General features: G+C 72.3%; 15 protein-coding genes, 1 rRNA gene and 1 pseudogene. 2 read left to right on the top strand and 15 right to left on the bottom strand.

Annotation, left to right across the window (positions count from 1 at the left end; translation table 11 throughout):
• Positions 1 to 14: 14 nt before the first annotated feature.
• From B4915_RS11460 to B4915_RS11415, 10 genes and pseudogenes are all read right to left on the bottom strand, one after another.
• Positions 15 to 919 (bottom strand): annotated as a pseudogene (locus B4915_RS11460) (tyrosine recombinase).
• Positions 919 to 1,641, bottom strand: coding sequence for an NUDIX domain-containing protein (locus tag B4915_RS11455; protein WP_105805945.1), 723 nt, complete (start codon positions 1,639 to 1,641; stop codon positions 919 to 921). Before B4915_RS11455 ends, B4915_RS11460 begins: the two are co-directional and overlap by 1 nt.
• An 8-nt stretch (positions 1,642 to 1,649) precedes the next feature.
• Complete coding sequence (locus tag B4915_RS11450) at positions 1,650 to 3,368, bottom strand: CTP synthase (RefSeq protein ID WP_105805944.1); 1,719 nt, start codon at positions 3,366 to 3,368, stop codon at positions 1,650 to 1,652.
• Between the two features lie 94 nt (positions 3,369 to 3,462).
• Entirely contained in the window at positions 3,463 to 4,722 is a 1,260-nt protein-coding gene (locus B4915_RS11445) for an AI-2E family transporter (protein ID WP_105805943.1), read from the bottom strand.
• A 30-nt stretch (positions 4,723 to 4,752) separates the two neighbouring features.
• Entirely contained in the window at positions 4,753 to 6,441 is a 1,689-nt protein-coding gene (gene recN, locus B4915_RS11440) for a DNA repair protein RecN (RefSeq protein WP_105805975.1), read from the bottom strand.
• A complete protein-coding gene (locus B4915_RS11435; RefSeq protein WP_105805942.1) occupies positions 6,438 to 7,364 on the bottom strand; it encodes an NAD kinase in 927 nt (308 codons plus the stop codon). Before B4915_RS11435 ends, recN begins: the two co-directional genes overlap by 4 nt.
• Complete coding sequence (locus B4915_RS11430) at positions 7,361 to 8,311, bottom strand: TlyA family RNA methyltransferase (RefSeq protein WP_281258212.1); 951 nt, start codon at positions 8,309 to 8,311, stop codon at positions 7,361 to 7,363. Before B4915_RS11430 ends, B4915_RS11435 begins: the two co-directional genes overlap by 4 nt.
• Complete coding sequence (locus tag B4915_RS11425) at positions 8,301 to 8,480, bottom strand: hypothetical protein (protein WP_105805941.1); 180 nt, start codon at positions 8,478 to 8,480, stop codon at positions 8,301 to 8,303. The genes B4915_RS11430 and B4915_RS11425 overlap by 11 nt, the downstream gene beginning before the upstream one ends.
• A gap of 58 nt (positions 8,481 to 8,538) precedes the next feature.
• The gene (locus tag B4915_RS11420) at positions 8,539 to 9,552 is read right to left on the bottom strand and encodes an HAD-IIA family hydrolase (RefSeq protein ID WP_105805973.1); all 1,014 of its coding nucleotides are present in this window, start codon (positions 9,550 to 9,552) and stop codon (positions 8,539 to 8,541) included.
• 29 nt (positions 9,553 to 9,581) lie between these two features.
• The gene (locus B4915_RS11415) at positions 9,582 to 10,550 is read right to left on the bottom strand and encodes a hypothetical protein (RefSeq protein WP_245907469.1); all 969 of its coding nucleotides are present in this window, start codon (positions 10,548 to 10,550) and stop codon (positions 9,582 to 9,584) included.
• On the opposite strand from B4915_RS11415, the gene B4915_RS11410 reads away from it, so the two are divergent.
• Positions 10,536 to 11,318, top strand: a complete 783-nt coding sequence (locus B4915_RS11410) for a hypothetical protein (RefSeq protein ID WP_146120091.1) — start codon at positions 10,536 to 10,538, stop codon at positions 11,316 to 11,318. The two genes, B4915_RS11415 and B4915_RS11410, sit on opposite strands and share 15 nt — an antisense overlap.
• A gap of 41 nt (positions 11,319 to 11,359) precedes the next feature.
• On the opposite strand, the gene rrf is transcribed toward B4915_RS11410, so the two are convergent.
• The 4 genes from rrf to speB form a co-directional block, all read right to left on the bottom strand.
• A 5S ribosomal RNA gene (gene rrf / locus B4915_RS11405) occupies positions 11,360 to 11,476 on the bottom strand.
• Positions 11,477 to 11,791: 315 nt separating this feature from the next.
• On the bottom strand, positions 11,792 to 13,216 hold the full coding sequence (locus B4915_RS11400; RefSeq protein WP_105805939.1) for a purine-cytosine permease family protein: 1,425 nt from the start codon (positions 13,214 to 13,216) through the stop codon (positions 11,792 to 11,794).
• The gene (locus B4915_RS11395) at positions 13,213 to 13,623 is read right to left on the bottom strand and encodes a nuclear transport factor 2 family protein (protein WP_105805938.1); all 411 of its coding nucleotides are present in this window, start codon (positions 13,621 to 13,623) and stop codon (positions 13,213 to 13,215) included. The genes B4915_RS11400 and B4915_RS11395 overlap by 4 nt, the downstream gene beginning before the upstream one ends.
• A gap of 101 nt (positions 13,624 to 13,724) precedes the next feature.
• On the bottom strand, positions 13,725 to 14,672 hold the full coding sequence (gene speB, locus B4915_RS11390; protein WP_105805937.1) for an agmatinase: 948 nt from the start codon (positions 14,670 to 14,672) through the stop codon (positions 13,725 to 13,727).
• 143 nt (positions 14,673 to 14,815) lie between these two features.
• On the opposite strand from speB, the gene B4915_RS11385 reads away from it, so the two are divergent.
• Entirely contained in the window at positions 14,816 to 15,397 is a 582-nt protein-coding gene (locus tag B4915_RS11385) for a helix-turn-helix domain-containing protein (RefSeq protein WP_105805936.1), read from the top strand.
• 74 nt (positions 15,398 to 15,471) lie between these two features.
• Here the strand turns inward: B4915_RS11385 and hpf are convergent, their stop codons facing one another.
• Positions 15,472 to 16,119, bottom strand: coding sequence for a ribosome hibernation-promoting factor, HPF/YfiA family (hpf, locus tag B4915_RS11380; protein ID WP_105805935.1), 648 nt, complete (start codon positions 16,117 to 16,119; stop codon positions 15,472 to 15,474).
• Positions 16,120 to 16,123 lie beyond the last annotated feature (4 nt).

The following is a 16,123-nucleotide window of genomic DNA, read 5'->3' as shown; positions in this document are numbered from 1 at the left end:
GGCGCGCGGGGCCGCTAGCGGGCGCGGGGGTGGGCGAGGAGGTAGTGCTCGCGGAGGGTGTCCGCGGTGACGTGCGTGTAGATCTGGGTCGTGGTCACCGAGGCGTGGCCGAGCAGCTCCTGCACGGTGCGCACATCCGCCCCGCCCGCGAGCAGGTGCGTGGCGAAGGAGTGCCGCAGCGTGTGCGGCGACACCTCCGCCGCGATCCCGGCCCGTTCGGCCGCGGCGCGGATCACGAGCCACGCGCTCTGCCGCGACAGCCGCGCCCCGCGCGGGCCCACGAAGAGCGCGGGAGTCCCGCGGCCGCGCTCCACCATCTGGGGACGCGCACGCACCAGGTAGGCGGCGAGCGCCCGGCCCGCGAATCCGCCGTAGGGCACGATCCGCTGCTTCGATCCCTTGCCCGTGAGCTGCAGCAGCCCGCCCTCCCCCAGGCGCCCACCCGAGCTCTCCCCACTGCATATCGTCGGCGGCGTCGGAGGTGTATAAGAGACGGGTCCCCCCCACCCGCCCCGCCGCCCGCCGCGGCCAGCAGCGCCTCGACCTCCTCCACGGCGAGCGCCTTCGGCAGCCGCTGCGCCCGCTTCGGGGTGCGCGCCCCGCTGCCCGCGTGCTCCGCGAGCAGTCCCTCCTCGAAGAGGAAGCGGTGCATGCCGCGCACGGTCGACAGCCGCCGCGAGATCGAGGCCGGGGCGAGGCGAGGATTGCCCTCCTCGTCCGGGCGGCCGAGCCAGGCCACGTACTCCGAGAGCGCCTCGGGTGCGACGGCGCCGAGATCCGCGATCCCGCGCCCCGCGAGCCACTCGGCGTAGGCGCTCAGGTCGCGGCGGTAGGCCGCCAGGCTGTTCGCCGCCAGCCCCCGCTCCAGGGCGACGTGGCGCAGATAGCGCTCCATCCCCGCCTCCGGGCTGAGCGCCATCAGCGCGAGCGCTCCCCCCGCGCCGCCTCGCGGGCGGTCCACGGCAGCTCGGGATCGCGCAGCGTGTCCCAGCCGCGACCGCGCGCCGTCCAGGCCGCGAGCACCGCGCTCGCCGTGACGGCGTTCTGCACCCGGCCGGCGAGCACGGCCTCGACCGCCTCGCTCAGCGGGACCCAGCGCGGCACCAGCTCCGCCTCCTCCTCGCCCCGCACGTAGTCGTGCGCGACCGGATGCAGCTCACGCGCCAGGAAGATCCGCATCGCCTCGCTCGTCCCGCCGGGCGACAGGAACAGCTCGAGCAGCAGATCCCAGCGCTCCGCGCGCAGATCCGCCTCCTCGGCGAGCTCCCGCTGCGCGGCGGCCAGGCCCGGCTCGCCGGGCGCGTCCATGAGGCCGGCCGGGATCTCCCAGTCGCGGTGCGCGATGGGGTGGCGGTACTGGCGGATGAGCAGCACGCGCTCCTCGGCGTCGAGCGCGAGCACGGCGACGGCGCCCGTGTGGTCGAGGTAGTCGCGCACGAGCTCCTCGCCGCCGAACTCGAAGCGGTCGCGGCGCACATCCCACACCCGCCCGCGCACGAGCAGCTCGCTCTCCAGCACCCGCACCTCCGCGAGCTCGTCGGCGAGCGGCACGGCCTCGGGCGCGGCCTCGGCCTCGGCCTCGGGCGCGGCCCCGGCCCCGGGCACGCCCGCGCCCGCGTCTCGCGCCGACCGCTCAGCCATGGCGCGGCCTACTCGGCGCCCTCGGCGCCCGCCTCCACCGCTTCGTCCACCTCGAAGAGCCGGGTGGCCTCGCGGCGGTCGATCGCGGCGTCCACGAGTCCCGCGAAGAGCGGGTGGGGCTTGCCGGGGCGCGAGCGCAGCTCGGGGTGCGCCTGCGTGGCGATGTAGAAGGGGTGGACCGAGGTGGGGAGCTCCACGTACTCGACGAGCGTGCCGTCGGGGCTCGTGCCCGAGAAGGACAGCCCGGCCTCGGCGATCTGCTCGCGGTAGCGGTTGTTGACCTCGTAGCGGTGGCGGTGCCGCTCGCTCGCCACGGGGGCGCCGTAGAGCGAGGCCGCGAGCGAGCCCTCCGCGAGGGCCGCCTCGTAGAGACCGAGGCGCATGGTGCCGCCCAGGTCGCCGCCGTCGATGATGTCGACCTGCTCCGCCATCGTCGCGATCACGGGGACCGGCGTCTCGGGATCGAACTCGGTGGAGGAGGCGCCGTCGAGCCCGGCGACGTTGCGCGCGTACTCGATGACCATGCACTGCAGGCCCAGGCAGAGCCCGAGCGTGGGGATGCCGTTCTCACGGGCGAAGCGCAGCGCGCCCAGCTTGCCCTCGATGCCGCGGATGCCGAAGCCGCCGGGCACGCAGATGGCGTTGACGTCGCCGAGGGCTTCGAGCGCCCCCTCGGGGGTCTGGCAGTCGTCGGAGGGCACCCACTTGATGTTCACCTTCGTGGAGTGCGCGAACCCGCCGGCGCGGAGCGCCTCGGTCACGGAGAGGTAGGCGTCCGGCAGATCGATGTACTTGCCGACGAGCGCGATCGTGACCTCGCCCTTCGGGTGGTGCACGGCGTCGAGCACCGGCTGCCAGCCCGTCCAGTCCACCTCGTGCGCGCGCTCCGCGAGGCCGAGGTTCTCGACGATGATGCGGTCGAGGCCCTGGTCGTTGAGCAGCCGCGGCAGGTCGTAGATGCTGGGCACGTCGACCGCGTTCACCACCGCGCTCTCGTCGACGTCGCACATGAGCGCGATCTTGCGCAGATTGTCCTCGGTGACGGGACGGTCGCTGCGGAGCACCAGCGCGTCGGGCTGGATGCCGATCGAGCGCAGCGCGGCGACCGAGTGCTGGGTGGGCTTCGTCTTCTGCTCGCCCGAGGCGCCCATGAAGGGCACGAGCGAGACGTGCACGAAGAACACGTTGTTGCGGCCCAGCTCATGCCGCACCTGGCGGGCGGACTCGAGGAACGGCTGCGACTCGATGTCGCCGACGGTGCCGCCCACCTCGGTGATGATCACGTCGGGACGCGGATCCTCCTCGGCCTGCAGGCGCATGCGGCGCTTGATCTCGTTCGTGATGTGCGGGATCACCTGCACCGTGTCGCCGAGGTACTCGCCGCGGCGCTCGCGCTGGATCACGCGCGAGTAGATCTGCCCGGTGGTCACGTTCGCGGCCTGCGACAGTTCGATGCCGAGGAACCGCTCGTAGTGGCCGATGTCGAGGTCCGTCTCCGCACCGTCGTCGGTGACGAAGACCTCGCCGTGCTGGAACGGATTCATCGTGCCGGGATCCACGTTGAGGTAGGGATCCAGCTTCTGCATGACGACCCGCAGACCGCGCGCCGTGAGCAGATTGCCCAGGCTCGCAGCGGTGAGCCCCTTGCCCAGGGAGGAGACGACGCCCCCGGTCACGAAGATGTGCTTGGTGATGCCGGTCTGGTCCGCGCTCTGCTCTGTTCCCACGGGCTTCGATCCTATCACTTGGAGTTCGGCAGCGGCACCCGAGCCCGCTGCTCGCCGTGCGTTCGGGGGTGCGGGGCGGGCCGCGTCGGCCTCATCAGCGCAGCTCCTGCCTGGGCACCCACACCTGCTTGATGATCATCAGCACCATCGCCGTCACCGGGATCGAGATCAGCGCCCCGAGTAGGCCGAGCAGCGTGCCGCCGGCGAGCGCGCCGATCACCACGAGCGCTCCCGGCACCGACACCACGCGGTTCATGACGCGCGGCGTGAGCAGATACGACTCGATCTGCATGTAGATCAGGTAGTAGATCGCCGCGATGATCGCCGTGGTGGGCGAGTCGAAGAGGGCGACGACGGTCACGAGCACCGTCGCGGCCACCGAGCCGATCAGCGGGATCAGCGCCAGCAGGAAGACGCCGACCGCGACCAGGCCGGCGAACGGCACCCCCGCGAAGGTCATCATGATGAAGCCCAGCACCGAGTTGATGAAGGCGAGCACCACCATGCCGCTGATGTAGCCGCCGACCGACTTGGTGACCTGCTCGGTGATGTCCATCACCTTCGCGCGGCCGGAGCGCGGCACCAGCGAGTAGAAGGCGCGCTTGATGGTGCGCAGCGATGCGAGGAAGTAGAGCGTGAGGATCAGCACGATCAGCGCCGCCGTGAGACCGTTCGCGATCCCGATGCCCGCCTGCCAGACGCCGCCGGCGAACTGCGCCCAGTTCTCCGGGTTGCCGACGAAATCCTGCCCCATCTTCAGCAGGCCGTCGAAGTCGACGAAGCGGCCGAAGCGCTCGTCCACGTCGAGGAACCACTGCTGCCGCGTGATGTCGCGGTACAGCGAGGGCGCGCTCCGCACGAGCTGGGAGATCTGATTCGCGATCATCGGGATGATGATCGCGAGCAGGCCGGCGATCACGAGCACGAAGCCGCCGAAGACGATCGCGATCCCGAAGCCGCGCTTCAGGCCCTTGCGCTCCAGCCAGCGCACCACCGGGTCGAGGCCGAGCGCCACGAAGAGCGCCGCCGCGACGTACATGATGATCGTGCTGAGCTGCTCGACCATGCCGCCGAAGAGCAGCGCCACGAGCACGCCGAGCGTCACCGTGAAGCCGAGCTGGAACGGCGCGCGCACCACGTACTCGCGCGGCCGGACGCGCGCCCGCTCCTCACGCGCGTCGAGGGCCGCCTCGCGCGCATCCCGGTACATCTCGCGGGTGTCGGCGTCGAGCTGCTCGATGTCGAGGTGCACGACGTCGGGGTGGTTGTCGATGTAGGCGGCCTTCGCCGCGGCGCTGTCGGTGAGGTCGGGCTTCTCACCTCGCCACTTGGTACGCCCGAAGAGTTTCGCCATGCCCGCGAGCGTAGCACCCGCCGACGACGTTCACGCCTCCCGGAGCGCGAGCAGTTCGGCGGCGTGTTCGAGCGCGCTCCCCGAATCGCTGAGCCCGGAGAGCAGGCGCGCCATCTCGGCCAGCCGCGCCTCCCCGTCGAGCCGCCGGCAGCTGCTCTCGGTGAAGCCGCCCGCGGAGTCCTTCACCACCTGCAGGTGATTGTTCGCGAAGGCGGCGACCTGGGCGAGGTGGGTCACCACGATGACCTGCGAGCTGCGGGCCAGCCGGGCCAGCCGCCGCCCGATCTCGATCGCCGCCGCACCGCCCACGCCCGCATCGACCTCATCGAAGACGAAGGTCGGCACTGGATCCACGCCGGCGAGCACCACTTCGAGCGCCAGCATCACCCGCGAGAGCTCGCCGCCCGAGGCGGTCTTCGCGATCGGGCGCGGCTCGGCGCCCGGGTGGGGGCTCAGCAGCAGCTGCACCTCGTCGCCGCCGGAGGCGCCGAGCGCGTCCAGCGGGCTCACCCGGACGAGGAAGCTCGCATCGGGCAGGGCGAGCTGGCGGAGCTCGACCGTGACGAGCTCCGAGAGCCGGGCCGCGGCCGCGGACCGCAGCTCGCTCAGCCGCGCCGCCGTCCGCCGCTCGCGATCGCTCGCGGCTTCGAGGCGCGCAGCCAGCTCGTCGATGAGCTCGTCGTCGCCCTCCAGCTCGGTGAGCCGCCGCGCCGCGCCGGCGGCGTAGCCGACCACGGCCGCCGAGTCGGCGCCGTAGACGCGGAAGAGCGCGGTGAGCGCCGCGAGCCGCTCATTGGCGGCCGCGAGCTCGCCGGGGCCCTCCTGGTCGAGGTCCGCCGCATACGCGGCCAGCTCCCGCGCCGCGTCGGCCACCTGGAAGCTGACGCTCCTGAGCGTGTCGAGCACCTCGGCGAGCCGCCGGTCGTGATCCGCCACGCGCTCGACCTCGCGCACCGCCTCGTCGACGAGGCTGCCGGCGTCGCGGCTCATCGGATCGTCGGAGTCGCTCGACAGCGCCTCGTGCGCGAGCTGGGTGGCCGCGCGCAGAGCCTCGGCATTGCTCAGGAGCTCGATGCGCTCGGCCAGCTCGGTCTCCTCGCCCGGCTGCGGATCGACGGCGGCGATCTCCTCGAGCTCGGCGCGCAGCCGTGCGGCCTCGGCCGCCCGCTCCTCGCGCGCCTCCCGCAGCTCGGCCGCCCGCGCGGCGAGATCCTGCCGCTCGCGATGCGCCTCCCGGTACTCACGCAGCAGCTCGGCGAGCTCGGCTCCCCCGAAGCGGTCGAGGGTCTCGCGCTGCGCGGCCGCCGAGCGCAGCCGCAGCTGCTCGGACTGCCCGTGGACGGCGAAGAGCCGCTCGGCCAGCCTGCCGAGCGCACCGACCGGCGCGCTCGCACCGCCCACGCTGGCGCGGCTGCGCCCCTCGCCGCTGACCGTCCGGCTGAGGACCAGCTCACCGTCCTCGACGTCACCGCCGAGCTCCTCCACGATCTCGCCGACGGCCGCGTCCTCGACCCGCACCACGCCGCTGACGCGCGCGCGCTCGGCGCCGGCGCGCACCGCGCCCGCATCGCTGCGCTCGCCCATGAGCAGACCGAGCGCGCTCACCACCATCGTCTTGCCGGCGCCCGTCTCGCCGGTGATGGCCGTGAAGCCGGGGCCGAGCGGGAGGGTCGCGTCGGCGATGACCCCCAGGTCCCTGATGCGCAGCTCCTCGATCACGCGACCGCCCCGTCCTCGCGCCGCGATCCGCGCCATCCCGAGACGGGCAGGTGGAACTTGCGCACGAGCCGGTCCGAGAAGACACCTTCGTCGAGCCGGGCGAGACGCACCGCGTGCTCCGAGCGGCTCACGCGCACGGTCGAGCCGGCGGGCAGCTCCGTGCGGCGCCGGCCGTCGCACCACATCACGCCGGGGCCCACGTTCTCGGGCAGGATCCGGACGCTCAGCACCGAGTCCGTGCCGGTCACCAGCGGCCGGTCGAAGAGCGCGTGGGCGGCGATGGGAACCATGAGCATCGCCTGGACCCCCGGCCACACGACCGGTCCCCCGGCGGAGAAGGCGTAGGCGGTCGAACCGGTGGGCGTGGCGAGCACCACGCCGTCGCAGGCGAAGTTCGACACGGGCCGCCCGTCGACGCCGATCTCCACCTCCAGCATGCGCCGCTGCTTCTCCACGCTCGCCTCGTTGAGCGCCCAGGTCTCGGCGATGAGCTCGCCCTCGCAGCTCGCGCGCACGTCGAGCGTGAGGCGCTCCTCGACCACGTAGTCGCGGCGCAGCACGCGAGCGATCGTCTCGTCGAGGTCGAAGCTCTCCATCTCCGCCAGGAAGCCCACATGCCCCAGGTTCACGCCGACGATCGGGCACTGGGATCCTCGCAGCAGTTCGGCCGCGCGCAGGATCGTGCCGTCCCCGCCGAGCACGATCGCGGCCTCCAGCTGCGCGAGATCCGCGTCGCGTCCGAGCTGCGCGATGCTTTCGACGTCGAGGTGCGGGGCGAACTCCTCCCGGTCGTGCTCGTCGAAGACGGGAACGGCGCCCGCTGCGCGCAGGGCGGCCACGACCGCGACGGTCGCGGCGACCGCCTCCGTGCGGTGCGTGTGCGACACGACGAGGAAGCGACGCGCATCGACGTCTCGCGTCATGTTCGAGCTCCTTCCGTCTGCCGCGGGCCAGCGGGCCGAGCCGGCGAGCCCGGGAGCCCCGGATCCGGCCGCACCGCGCACAGCTGCGCGATCCGCTGCTCCCATTCTCTCTGATCGGCTCCCGGCGCGCCCGCCCGTTCGCCGCGCGCGAGATGCAGCAGGAACTCCCGGTTGCCGTTGCCGCCGGCGATCGGCGAGGCGGCGAGCCCGAGCGGCACGAGGCCGCATCCGGCCGCGGCCGCCAGCACCGCCCGGATCGCCTCCGCCCACTGCGACGGATCGGTGACGACCCCGTCGCGCACCCGCCCCACCTCGAACTGCGGCTTCACGAGGAGCACCATCTCGGCATCCTCCGCGGCGGTGCGGGCGAGGGCCGGGAGCACGAGCCTCAGCGAGATGAACGACAGATCGGCCACGACGAGCGAGGGCCGCTCCGCGACGCCCGTGGCCGCGGCGAGCCCCTCCGGCGTGAGCTCGCGTGCATTGCAGCCCTCGACGACGCGCACCCGGGCGTCGCCGCGCAGTTCCTCCGCGAGCTGCCCGTGCCCCACGTCGATGGCCTGGACCAGCTCTGCGCCGCGCTCCAGGAGGACCTGGGTGAAGCCCCCGGTCGAGGCGCCCACGTCGAGCGCGATCCTGCCCCGCGGCTCCACGCCGAAGCCGTCCAGCCCGGCGAGCAGCTTGTGCGCGGCCCGGCTGACGTAGCGGTCGCTCGCGAGGAGCTCGATCCGCGAGCCGGCGGCGACGCGCGCGCCCGCCTTCGTCGCCGCGGCCCCGTCGATCCGCACCCCGCCTGCCGCGATGATCTCCGCCGCACGGCTGCGCGAACGGACCAGGCCCAGCCGCGTCATCGCCCGGTCGAGGCGCTCCGGCCCGCCGTCCCACTCCGCCGCCGTCGCCCGCCCCTCCGGCGCGGCCGCGACCGCGGCGGACGACTCAGGATCCACCGTGATCGCCCCGCTGCAGCTCCGCGAGGAGCTCCTCGTGCAGGCGCTCGAAGCGGGCGGCCCGCTCCGCGAGCGGCTGCGCCTCGATGAGGTCGAGCCTGCCGAGCAGCTCGTCGCCGGACGCGGAGCCCTCGCCCGCGGGGCCCGGTCGCATCTCGGTGTCGCTCATGCGTTCAGCCTAGTGTCCGCCACCGACATCGCGCCGCCGACATCGCGCCGCCGCGCGATCAGGACGCCCAGTGATCCTCGTAGAGGATCTCGGGGACCCGCAGCCCGTAGATGGCGAGACCCGAATCCCAGATGGCTGCGCAGCCCGCGCGCAGCAGATTCAGCGGCGAGTCGCCCTCGGAGACGACGGACGCCACGTGGCCGTCCATGCGCACCCGCGCCGAGCCGACCCGCACCGAGCCGTCGCGCAGGCGCTCCGTCGCGGGATACGGCTCGTGCAGCTCGGCGAGCGAGGCGACCACGTAGTCGGGCCGCATGTCCTGTGACGCCGCGACCAGCTGCTTGGGACGGTCGACGCCGGTGAGCACGTGCAGCGACGGGATCCCCGCCGCGCGCGCCCCCTTGATGTCGGTGTCGAGCCGGTCCCCGATCATCAGTGCGTTGCGGGTCCCGAAGCGCGCGAACGCGGCCTCGAAGATCGGCGTCTCCGGTTTGCCCGCGAAGACGGGCAGGCGCTGCACCGCGGTGTGCACGGCCGAGACGAGGGTGCCGTTGCCGGGAGCGAGGCCGCGCGCGACGGGGATCGTCCAGTCCGTGTTGGTGGCGATCCACGGCAGCGGTGGCCGGCCGGGCCGCTCGGCGAGCGCGAACGCGGCCTCGGCGAGGTGCTCCCACCCGACGTGGGGGGCGAAGCCCTGCACCACCGCGGCCGGCTCGTCCTCGGCGCTCCGCGTCACCGCGAAGCCGGCCTTCTCCAGCTCGTCGACGAGCCCGTCGCCCCCGACCACCAGCACGAGCGAACCGGGCGGAACCGTGTCCGCGAGCAGCGCGACCGCCGCCTGCGGGGACGTCACCACGTCGCTCGCCGAGGCGCGCAGACCGAGCTCGGAGAGATGCGCGGCCACGGAGGCGTCCGTGCGCGAGGCATTGTTCGTGATGTAGGCGAGCGGCATGCGCTCCCCCGCACGGTTCAGCTCCGCGACGGCGCCGGGGATCGCGTGCGGGCCCCGGTACACCACGCCGTCGAGATCCGCGAGGAGCAGCTCGCGCTCCGCGATCGGCGGCGCCTGCATCTCACCGCTCCGCCTGCCGAAGATCCCCACTAGACGTCCTCTCTTCCCGGACGGCCCTCCCCGTCCTCGACGATCCCCGCCTCGGCGAGCAGCTCGTCCACCTCCGCCTCGATCTCCTGGGCGAAGCCGCGGGGCGCCTCAGCCTCGGCGGGAGCAGCCTCGGCGGCCTCCACGGGCTTCTCGGCGCTCGTCGCCTCGGCGGGAGCGGCCTCGGCGGGAGCGGCCTCCGGTGCTGCACCCTCGGGATCGGCGTGCTCGGCCGTCTCCGCCTCGTCCGGGCCGGCCTCCGCGCTGTCAGCGGTCTCCGCGGACTCCAGCACCTCGAAGACCTCCAGCTCGTCGAGCGCTCCGAGATGCTCCTGCAGCGCGGCGGCGGCACGCCGTGCGTGCTGCTCCCACTTCGCGGCCTCGCTCTCGCGCCCGAGGTCTTCGAGCACCGCGGCGTAGGCGCCGAAGAGCTCGGGGCTCCACGAGTAGGCCTTCTTCGGGTTGAGCTCGGGGATCTCCAGCTCGAAGAGGGCCTGCTGGGTCTGCCCCAGGTCGAGCCGGGCGCCCGACATGGCGATTGCGAGGTGGACGCGCTGCTCGGTGTCGAGCGCGGCACGATCCACCTCCAGCCCGGTCTCGATTCCCTTCTCGGGCCGGCCGAGGCCCCGCTCGCAGTCGACCATCAGGGCGACGTGACCGTCGGAGCCGCTGAGACGACGGTGGGTGCGCAGCTCGCGCAGCGCCAGGGCGAAGTCCCCCTGACGATAGGCGGTGATCGCGAGCGTCTCACGCGTCACGGGGATGCGCCCGGCTCGGCGGCTCGCCGAGAGCGCGTGCTGGTGCGCGAGCGCGACGTCGTCATCGATCAGCATCGCCACCATCGCGAGGTGCCGTGCGACCCGATCCTGCACATCCGGCTGCAGCGTCTTGAGCTCGTTCCGCGCGGCGGGGTGCAGATCCTTCGCCTGAACCTCCTCGGGGATCACGGGATCCTGATGCTCGGAACGCACCGGTCGCAGCTCGTGCTGCAGCCGCTCGGCCTCGGTGAACTCGCGGCCGCGGCCCCCGCGGTCGCTCCGGCCGCCCCCGCGCGTGCCACCCCGGCCGTATCCCTGGCCCTGCCCGCGGTCGTCGTCGCGGCGCGGTCCGCGCGGCCCGCGGTCGTCGTCGCGGCGCGGGCGCCGCCCTCGATCGTCAGCGGAACGGGGACGGCGATCCTCGCCGCGTCCCGAACCGCGGTCGTCCCGCCCACGGTACCCGCCGCGCTCATCGCGTCCGCGGTCGTCCCGCCCACGGTACCCGCCCCGATCGTCACGTCCGCGGTCGTCGCGCCCACGGTACCCGCCGCGCTCATCGCGTCCGCGGTCGTCCCGCCCACGGTACCCGCCGCGCTCATCGCGCTCACGGGCGTACCCGCGGTCGTCGCGCCCGCGGTCTCCGCCACGCGACCGCGTGTCGCGTCCGCCGGAGGCGCCCCGCTCGTCGCGCCCGCGATACCCGCCGCGGTGGTCGCCGCGGTGGTCGCGGCCGGCATCGCCGCGGCCCTGACGAGGCTCGCGGTCACCGCGCTCCCGGCGCCTGCCGCCGTCCGCGCCCTCACGCGCCGCGCGCTGCGGTCGACGGTCATCGCGCCCCGGGAGGCCGCGCCCGGCGTCGTCGCGCTTCCGGGGTTCGCGATCCGCGGCACCGTCCGGCTGGCTGCGATCGTTCATGGGTCCTCCCGAGGCGCGCTGTTGAGATATGGAAAGTCTACAAATGAGAAGAGGGCCGCACAGTGAGCGCCAGCACTGGCATTCACTGTACGACCCTCTGGAAAGGTGTCCGGCGGTGTCCTACTCTCCCACGAGGTCCCCCTCGCAGTACCATCGGCGCTGTCAGTCTTAGCTTCCGGGTTCGGAATGTGACCGGGCGTTTCCCTGACGCTATGGCCGCCGTAACTCTATCAACATGTGTGCACACCCACCCCTGTGCGGGGGTGCGGGGTGTGGACCGTCTGTTGGGAACCACAAAGTGGACGCGATACATCGTTACGTTACTGCTCATGTCCACCCCACAAAACTGGGGGCGGGTTGAAGTCAAGTCATCGGCTTATTAGTACCAGTCAGCTCCACACCTTGCGGCGCTTCCACATCTGNGTCCTGCTCAGGCACGGACTCCGCCCCGGAGACGCGCAATGCCCCCGGGGCGGAGTCCGTGCCTGAGCAGGACCCCGCGCCGGGGGCATCGCGTGCGCGCCGAAGCGGCGGAGGTCTCAGCCGCCGAGACGCAGCGCGGACGTCTCATCCGCGCCGTCCAGCAGGTGACCCGCGGGCTCGGCGTCACGGGGGTCACGCAGGCCGAGCCGCCCGCCGCGGCCGAGGAGGGTCATCGCCCCGAGGTACAGCAGGAAGCTGATCGCGAAGGCCGGGATGTTCGCCCCCACGGGACTCGGCGCCACGTAGGCGAGCACGTAGGAGAGCACTGCTCCAACCACCCAGACCGCCACGGCGACCCAGTTCACGCCCGCGCGGTACCAGTAGCGGCTCTCCGGCCGCTCGTGGAGGATCTGCCGCGAGTAACCGCGTCGCTTCAGCAGGTAGTAGTCGGCGATCATGATCGCGAACACCGGCACGAAGAAGGCGCTGATGACGAAGAGGAAGTCGGTGAACTGATTGAGCAGCCCGAGGAAGGTCGATCCCGCGATCGAGATCGCCCCGAGCACGAGCGCCGTCGGCAGGAACTTCAGGTGCCAGCGCGACTGTGCATTCACCACCGAGGTCACCATCCCGAACACCACCATCGTGTTGGTCGCCATCACCGAGAGGAAGATCGCGATGCCGAGCGGCCAGCCGAACTCCGCGACGATCACGGCCGGGTCGAAGGGGATCGCTTCCCCGCCGCGCAGCAGCACGGTGCTGAAGGCGACGAGGCCCAGGAACATCGCGATGGTCGTCGAGAGCGTGTATCCGATGCCGGAGCCGACGATGCCGGCGGTGCTGCTCTTCGCGTGCCGGTTCATATCGGCGGAGAGCACCGTCCAGGAGATCGCCGTGGCTATGACCATGTCGAGCGTGATGAAGGGCGTGCCGCCCAGCTCCGGGTCGACCGGGATCGCAGCGAAGTCCGCCGGCGCGAAGGCGCCGAAGGCCGCGGCGAAGACGAAGCCCATCACCACGATGATCGCCAGCGCGAGCCAGGGCTCGACCCGGGAGATGCCGGTGTGGCCGAAGATCGCCAGCACGACGACCACGGCCTGGCACAGGACGGAGAAGAGGATCGGGTTGGAGAAGCCGGTGGCCTGCTGCACCAGGTAGTTCACGGTGACGCCGGCGAGCATCGCCTGCACCCAGCTCCATCCCATGAGCACGACCACGTTCGCGGCGGCCGGCAGCAGGCTGCCCCGGATTCCGAAGGAGCCGCGCGTCAGGGCCATCGTGGGCAGCCCCGTCCGGGTGCCCATGTTGCCGATGAGCACGAGGACGAGCACGCCGATGAGCGTGCCGATCACGATCATCGCGGTCGCGGTGCCGAAGGAGACCCCCGGAGTGAAGAGCGTCCCCGTGAGCAGCGTGGTGACCACGAGATTCGCGGCGAGCCAGATCATGGCGATGCGCAGCAGCCCCTGGGTGCCGCGGACGGGCCCGGCCGAGTCGTCCTGCCCGTCCAGGTTGACGGCCATCGTGGCCGGAGTGCTCATGCGTCCTGCTCCTCGCCCGGCACCGTGGAGAGATGCTCGTGGATGGCTTCGAGCGCACCGGACTCCGTTGCGCGGAACACGATGGTCTCGCGTTCGACGTAGGAATCGGCGCCCTCGGGGGTCTTCACGCTCGTGGCGACGGTGTGGCTGAACACGGCGCCGCCGGGGAAGGTCTGCACCAGGCGGTCGCTCGACGCGCACGAGGTCACCCGCCAGCCGGATGCGAGCCAGCCCGCCCAGAGCGATTCGTAGGCTGCGCGCGAGTCGAGGCGCGCGGCCTCGGGATGGAAGATGAAGCTGGCGTCGGGGGCGAAGCCCGCGAAATAGGCGTCGGTGTCGGTCGCCGCGAATGCGGCGACGATGGCGTCCGCCGCGTCGAGCACCGCGGACTCGGTGGGTGTGTGCATGTGAACACTCCTTTGGATTCGGGGGGAAGGCACCGCTTCGCGGTGGGGGCGCCTGTGCCGGGGCTCGGCGGGAACGGGAGCCCCGGCACAGGCATCGGGGGTCAGCCGCGCGCGGCCATCGCGGTGATGAGCTCGTAGACCACGTGGCTCGCGGCGACGGCAGTGATCTGCGCGTGGTCGTAGGCCGGGGCGACCTCCACCACGTCGGCCCCGACGATGTTCAGATCGGCGAGGCCCCGCAGGATGCGGAGGAGCTCGCGGCTCGTGAGACCGCCGGCCTCGGGAGTCCCGGTGCCGGGCGCGTGCGCGGGATCGAGCACGTCGATGTCGATCGAGATGTAGAGGGGCTTGTCGCCCACGCGCCGGCGGATGCGCTCCAGGGTCGCGGGCACGCCGTGCTCTTCGACGAACTCGGTGGTGACGATCTGGAAGCCGAGACGCGCGTCGTCCTCGAGGTCGCCCTTGCCGTAGAGCGGTCCGCGGATGCCGCCGTGCATGGAGGCGGTCATGTCGATGAGCCCCTCCTCTGAGGCGCGCCGGAACGGCGTGCCGTGGGTCGTCGGGGCACCGAAGTAAGTGTCCCAGGTGTCGAGGTGGGCGTCGAAGTGGAGGACCGCGACGGGGCCGTGCTTCTTGTTGATCGCACGCAGCAGCGGAAGCGCGATCGTGTGGTCCCCGCCGATCGTGACGATCTTGTCGACGCGCTCTCCGAGCTCGGTCGCCGCCTCCTCGACGGCGCGCACCGCCTCGTCGAGGCTGAAGGGGTTCGCGGAGATGTCGCCCGCGTCCACGACCTGCTTGAGCGCGAACGGCGAGGCGTCCTGAGCGGGGTTGTAGGGGCGCAGCAGGCGCGAGGCCTCGCGCACGTGGGCGGGGCCGAATCGGGCGCCCGGACGGAAGCTCACGCCGCTGTCGAAGGGCACGCCGACGACCGCGATGTCCGCGGCGGGGACCTCCTCGATGCGGGGCAGCTTGGCGAAGGTGGCGATGCCGGCGTACCTCGGGGTGAGGCTCGCGTCGACGGGTCCCTGCGGGCTCGGTGCGGTCACGATCCGTCCTTCCGGAGTTGTCTAATAGAAAACATCTGAGCTCTGACAGTGAACTCGTGTCACACTATAGGCTGGATCGCGGGCCACGGTCAACGGCCCTCGACGTCTGCGAGCACCGCGGTTCCGCGGAGAGAGGCGAGCCAGTGCGACCCGTCCATCCCAGCGCGGCACCCACCCCCGTGCGGATCGGCGCCCAGCTGCGCTCCTCGCGGCTCGCCCAGGGGATCACGCTCGCGCAGCTCGCCCAGGCCACCGGCCTCACGCGCGGCTTCCTCAGCCGGATCGAGCGCGACGAGACGATGCCGAGCGTCCCCACGCTCGTGCAGATCTGCCAGGCGCTCTCCCTGCCGCTCGGAGAGCTCTTCGCCGAGCCGGACATCCAGCGCGTCGCACTCACCGAGGCCCCCCGCATCAACATGGGCGGCACCGGCGCCGACGAGCGGCTGGTCACCCCGCGCTCAGAGGACCGGGTGCAGCTGATCCGCTCCTCGCTCGCACCCGGGGCGAGCGGCGGAGAAGAGCTCTACACCGTGAACTGCGCGGTCGAATCCCTGCATCTCGTCTCCGGATCGCTCGAGCTCGCCTTTCCCGACCGCTGGATGCGGCTGGACGCGGGCGACACCCTCACCTTCCCCGGTCGCACGCCGCACAGCTGGCGGGCCGGCGCGAGCGGGGCGGAGGCCGTGTGGGTGCTCGTGCCCGCCGCGTGGAGCGGCTCCAGCTGAACGCAGCCCCCGAAACGGGGATCGGCCCCGCCGCCTCGCGCGACGGGGCCGATGCCAGCACCGGACGGGACCCGTTACTCCTCCACGGGCTCCTCCTCGGAGAGCGAGATCACGCCGTAGTTCCAGCCGCGGCGGCGGTACACGACGCTCGGCCGGCCGCTCTCGGACTCGACGAAGAGGAAGAAGTCGTGCCCGACGAGCTCCATCCGGTCGACGGCGTCCTCCACGCAGAGCCGCTCGGCGGGGAACTCCTTGGTGCGAATGACGACCGGGGTGTACTCGTCCTTCCCCGCATCTTCCCCGACGACGGGCACGCTGCCCGTCGCGACCGACTCGAGCACCTCGAGCGGCGCCGGGGTCACATCGACCATCTCGAAGTCGTGGGAGGCGGCATCCGCGAGCGAGATGCGGCCCTTGCCGCGGCGATCCTTCCTCCGGTCCTTCATGCGGCGGATGCGCTCCAGCACCCGCCCGTACGCCATGTCGAAGGCGGAGTACTTGTCTCCCCCCGCCGACTCGGCCCGGATCACGGGGCCGGGGCCGATGAGCGTGATCTCCACGAGGTCGCCGTGCTGCGGACTTCGATCGCTCTGCCGGGAGACGGTCACCTCGAAGGCCTGAGCCCGGGGAAGCAGACCCGCAACCTTCTCGGTCTTGGCCTCGACGTAGCTCTCGAAACGATCGGTGATCCCGACGTTCTTGCCGCGGATGTTCACGTCCATAGTG

Origin of the sequence: Leucobacter massiliensis (assembly GCF_002982315.1) — a bacterium.
In the GTDB taxonomy this organism is placed as follows: Bacteria; Actinomycetota; Actinomycetes; order Actinomycetales; family Microbacteriaceae; genus Leucobacter; species Leucobacter massiliensis.
The sequence above is the reverse complement of the archived record's forward strand: the minus strand, read 5'-3'. Positions and strand labels throughout refer to the sequence as shown.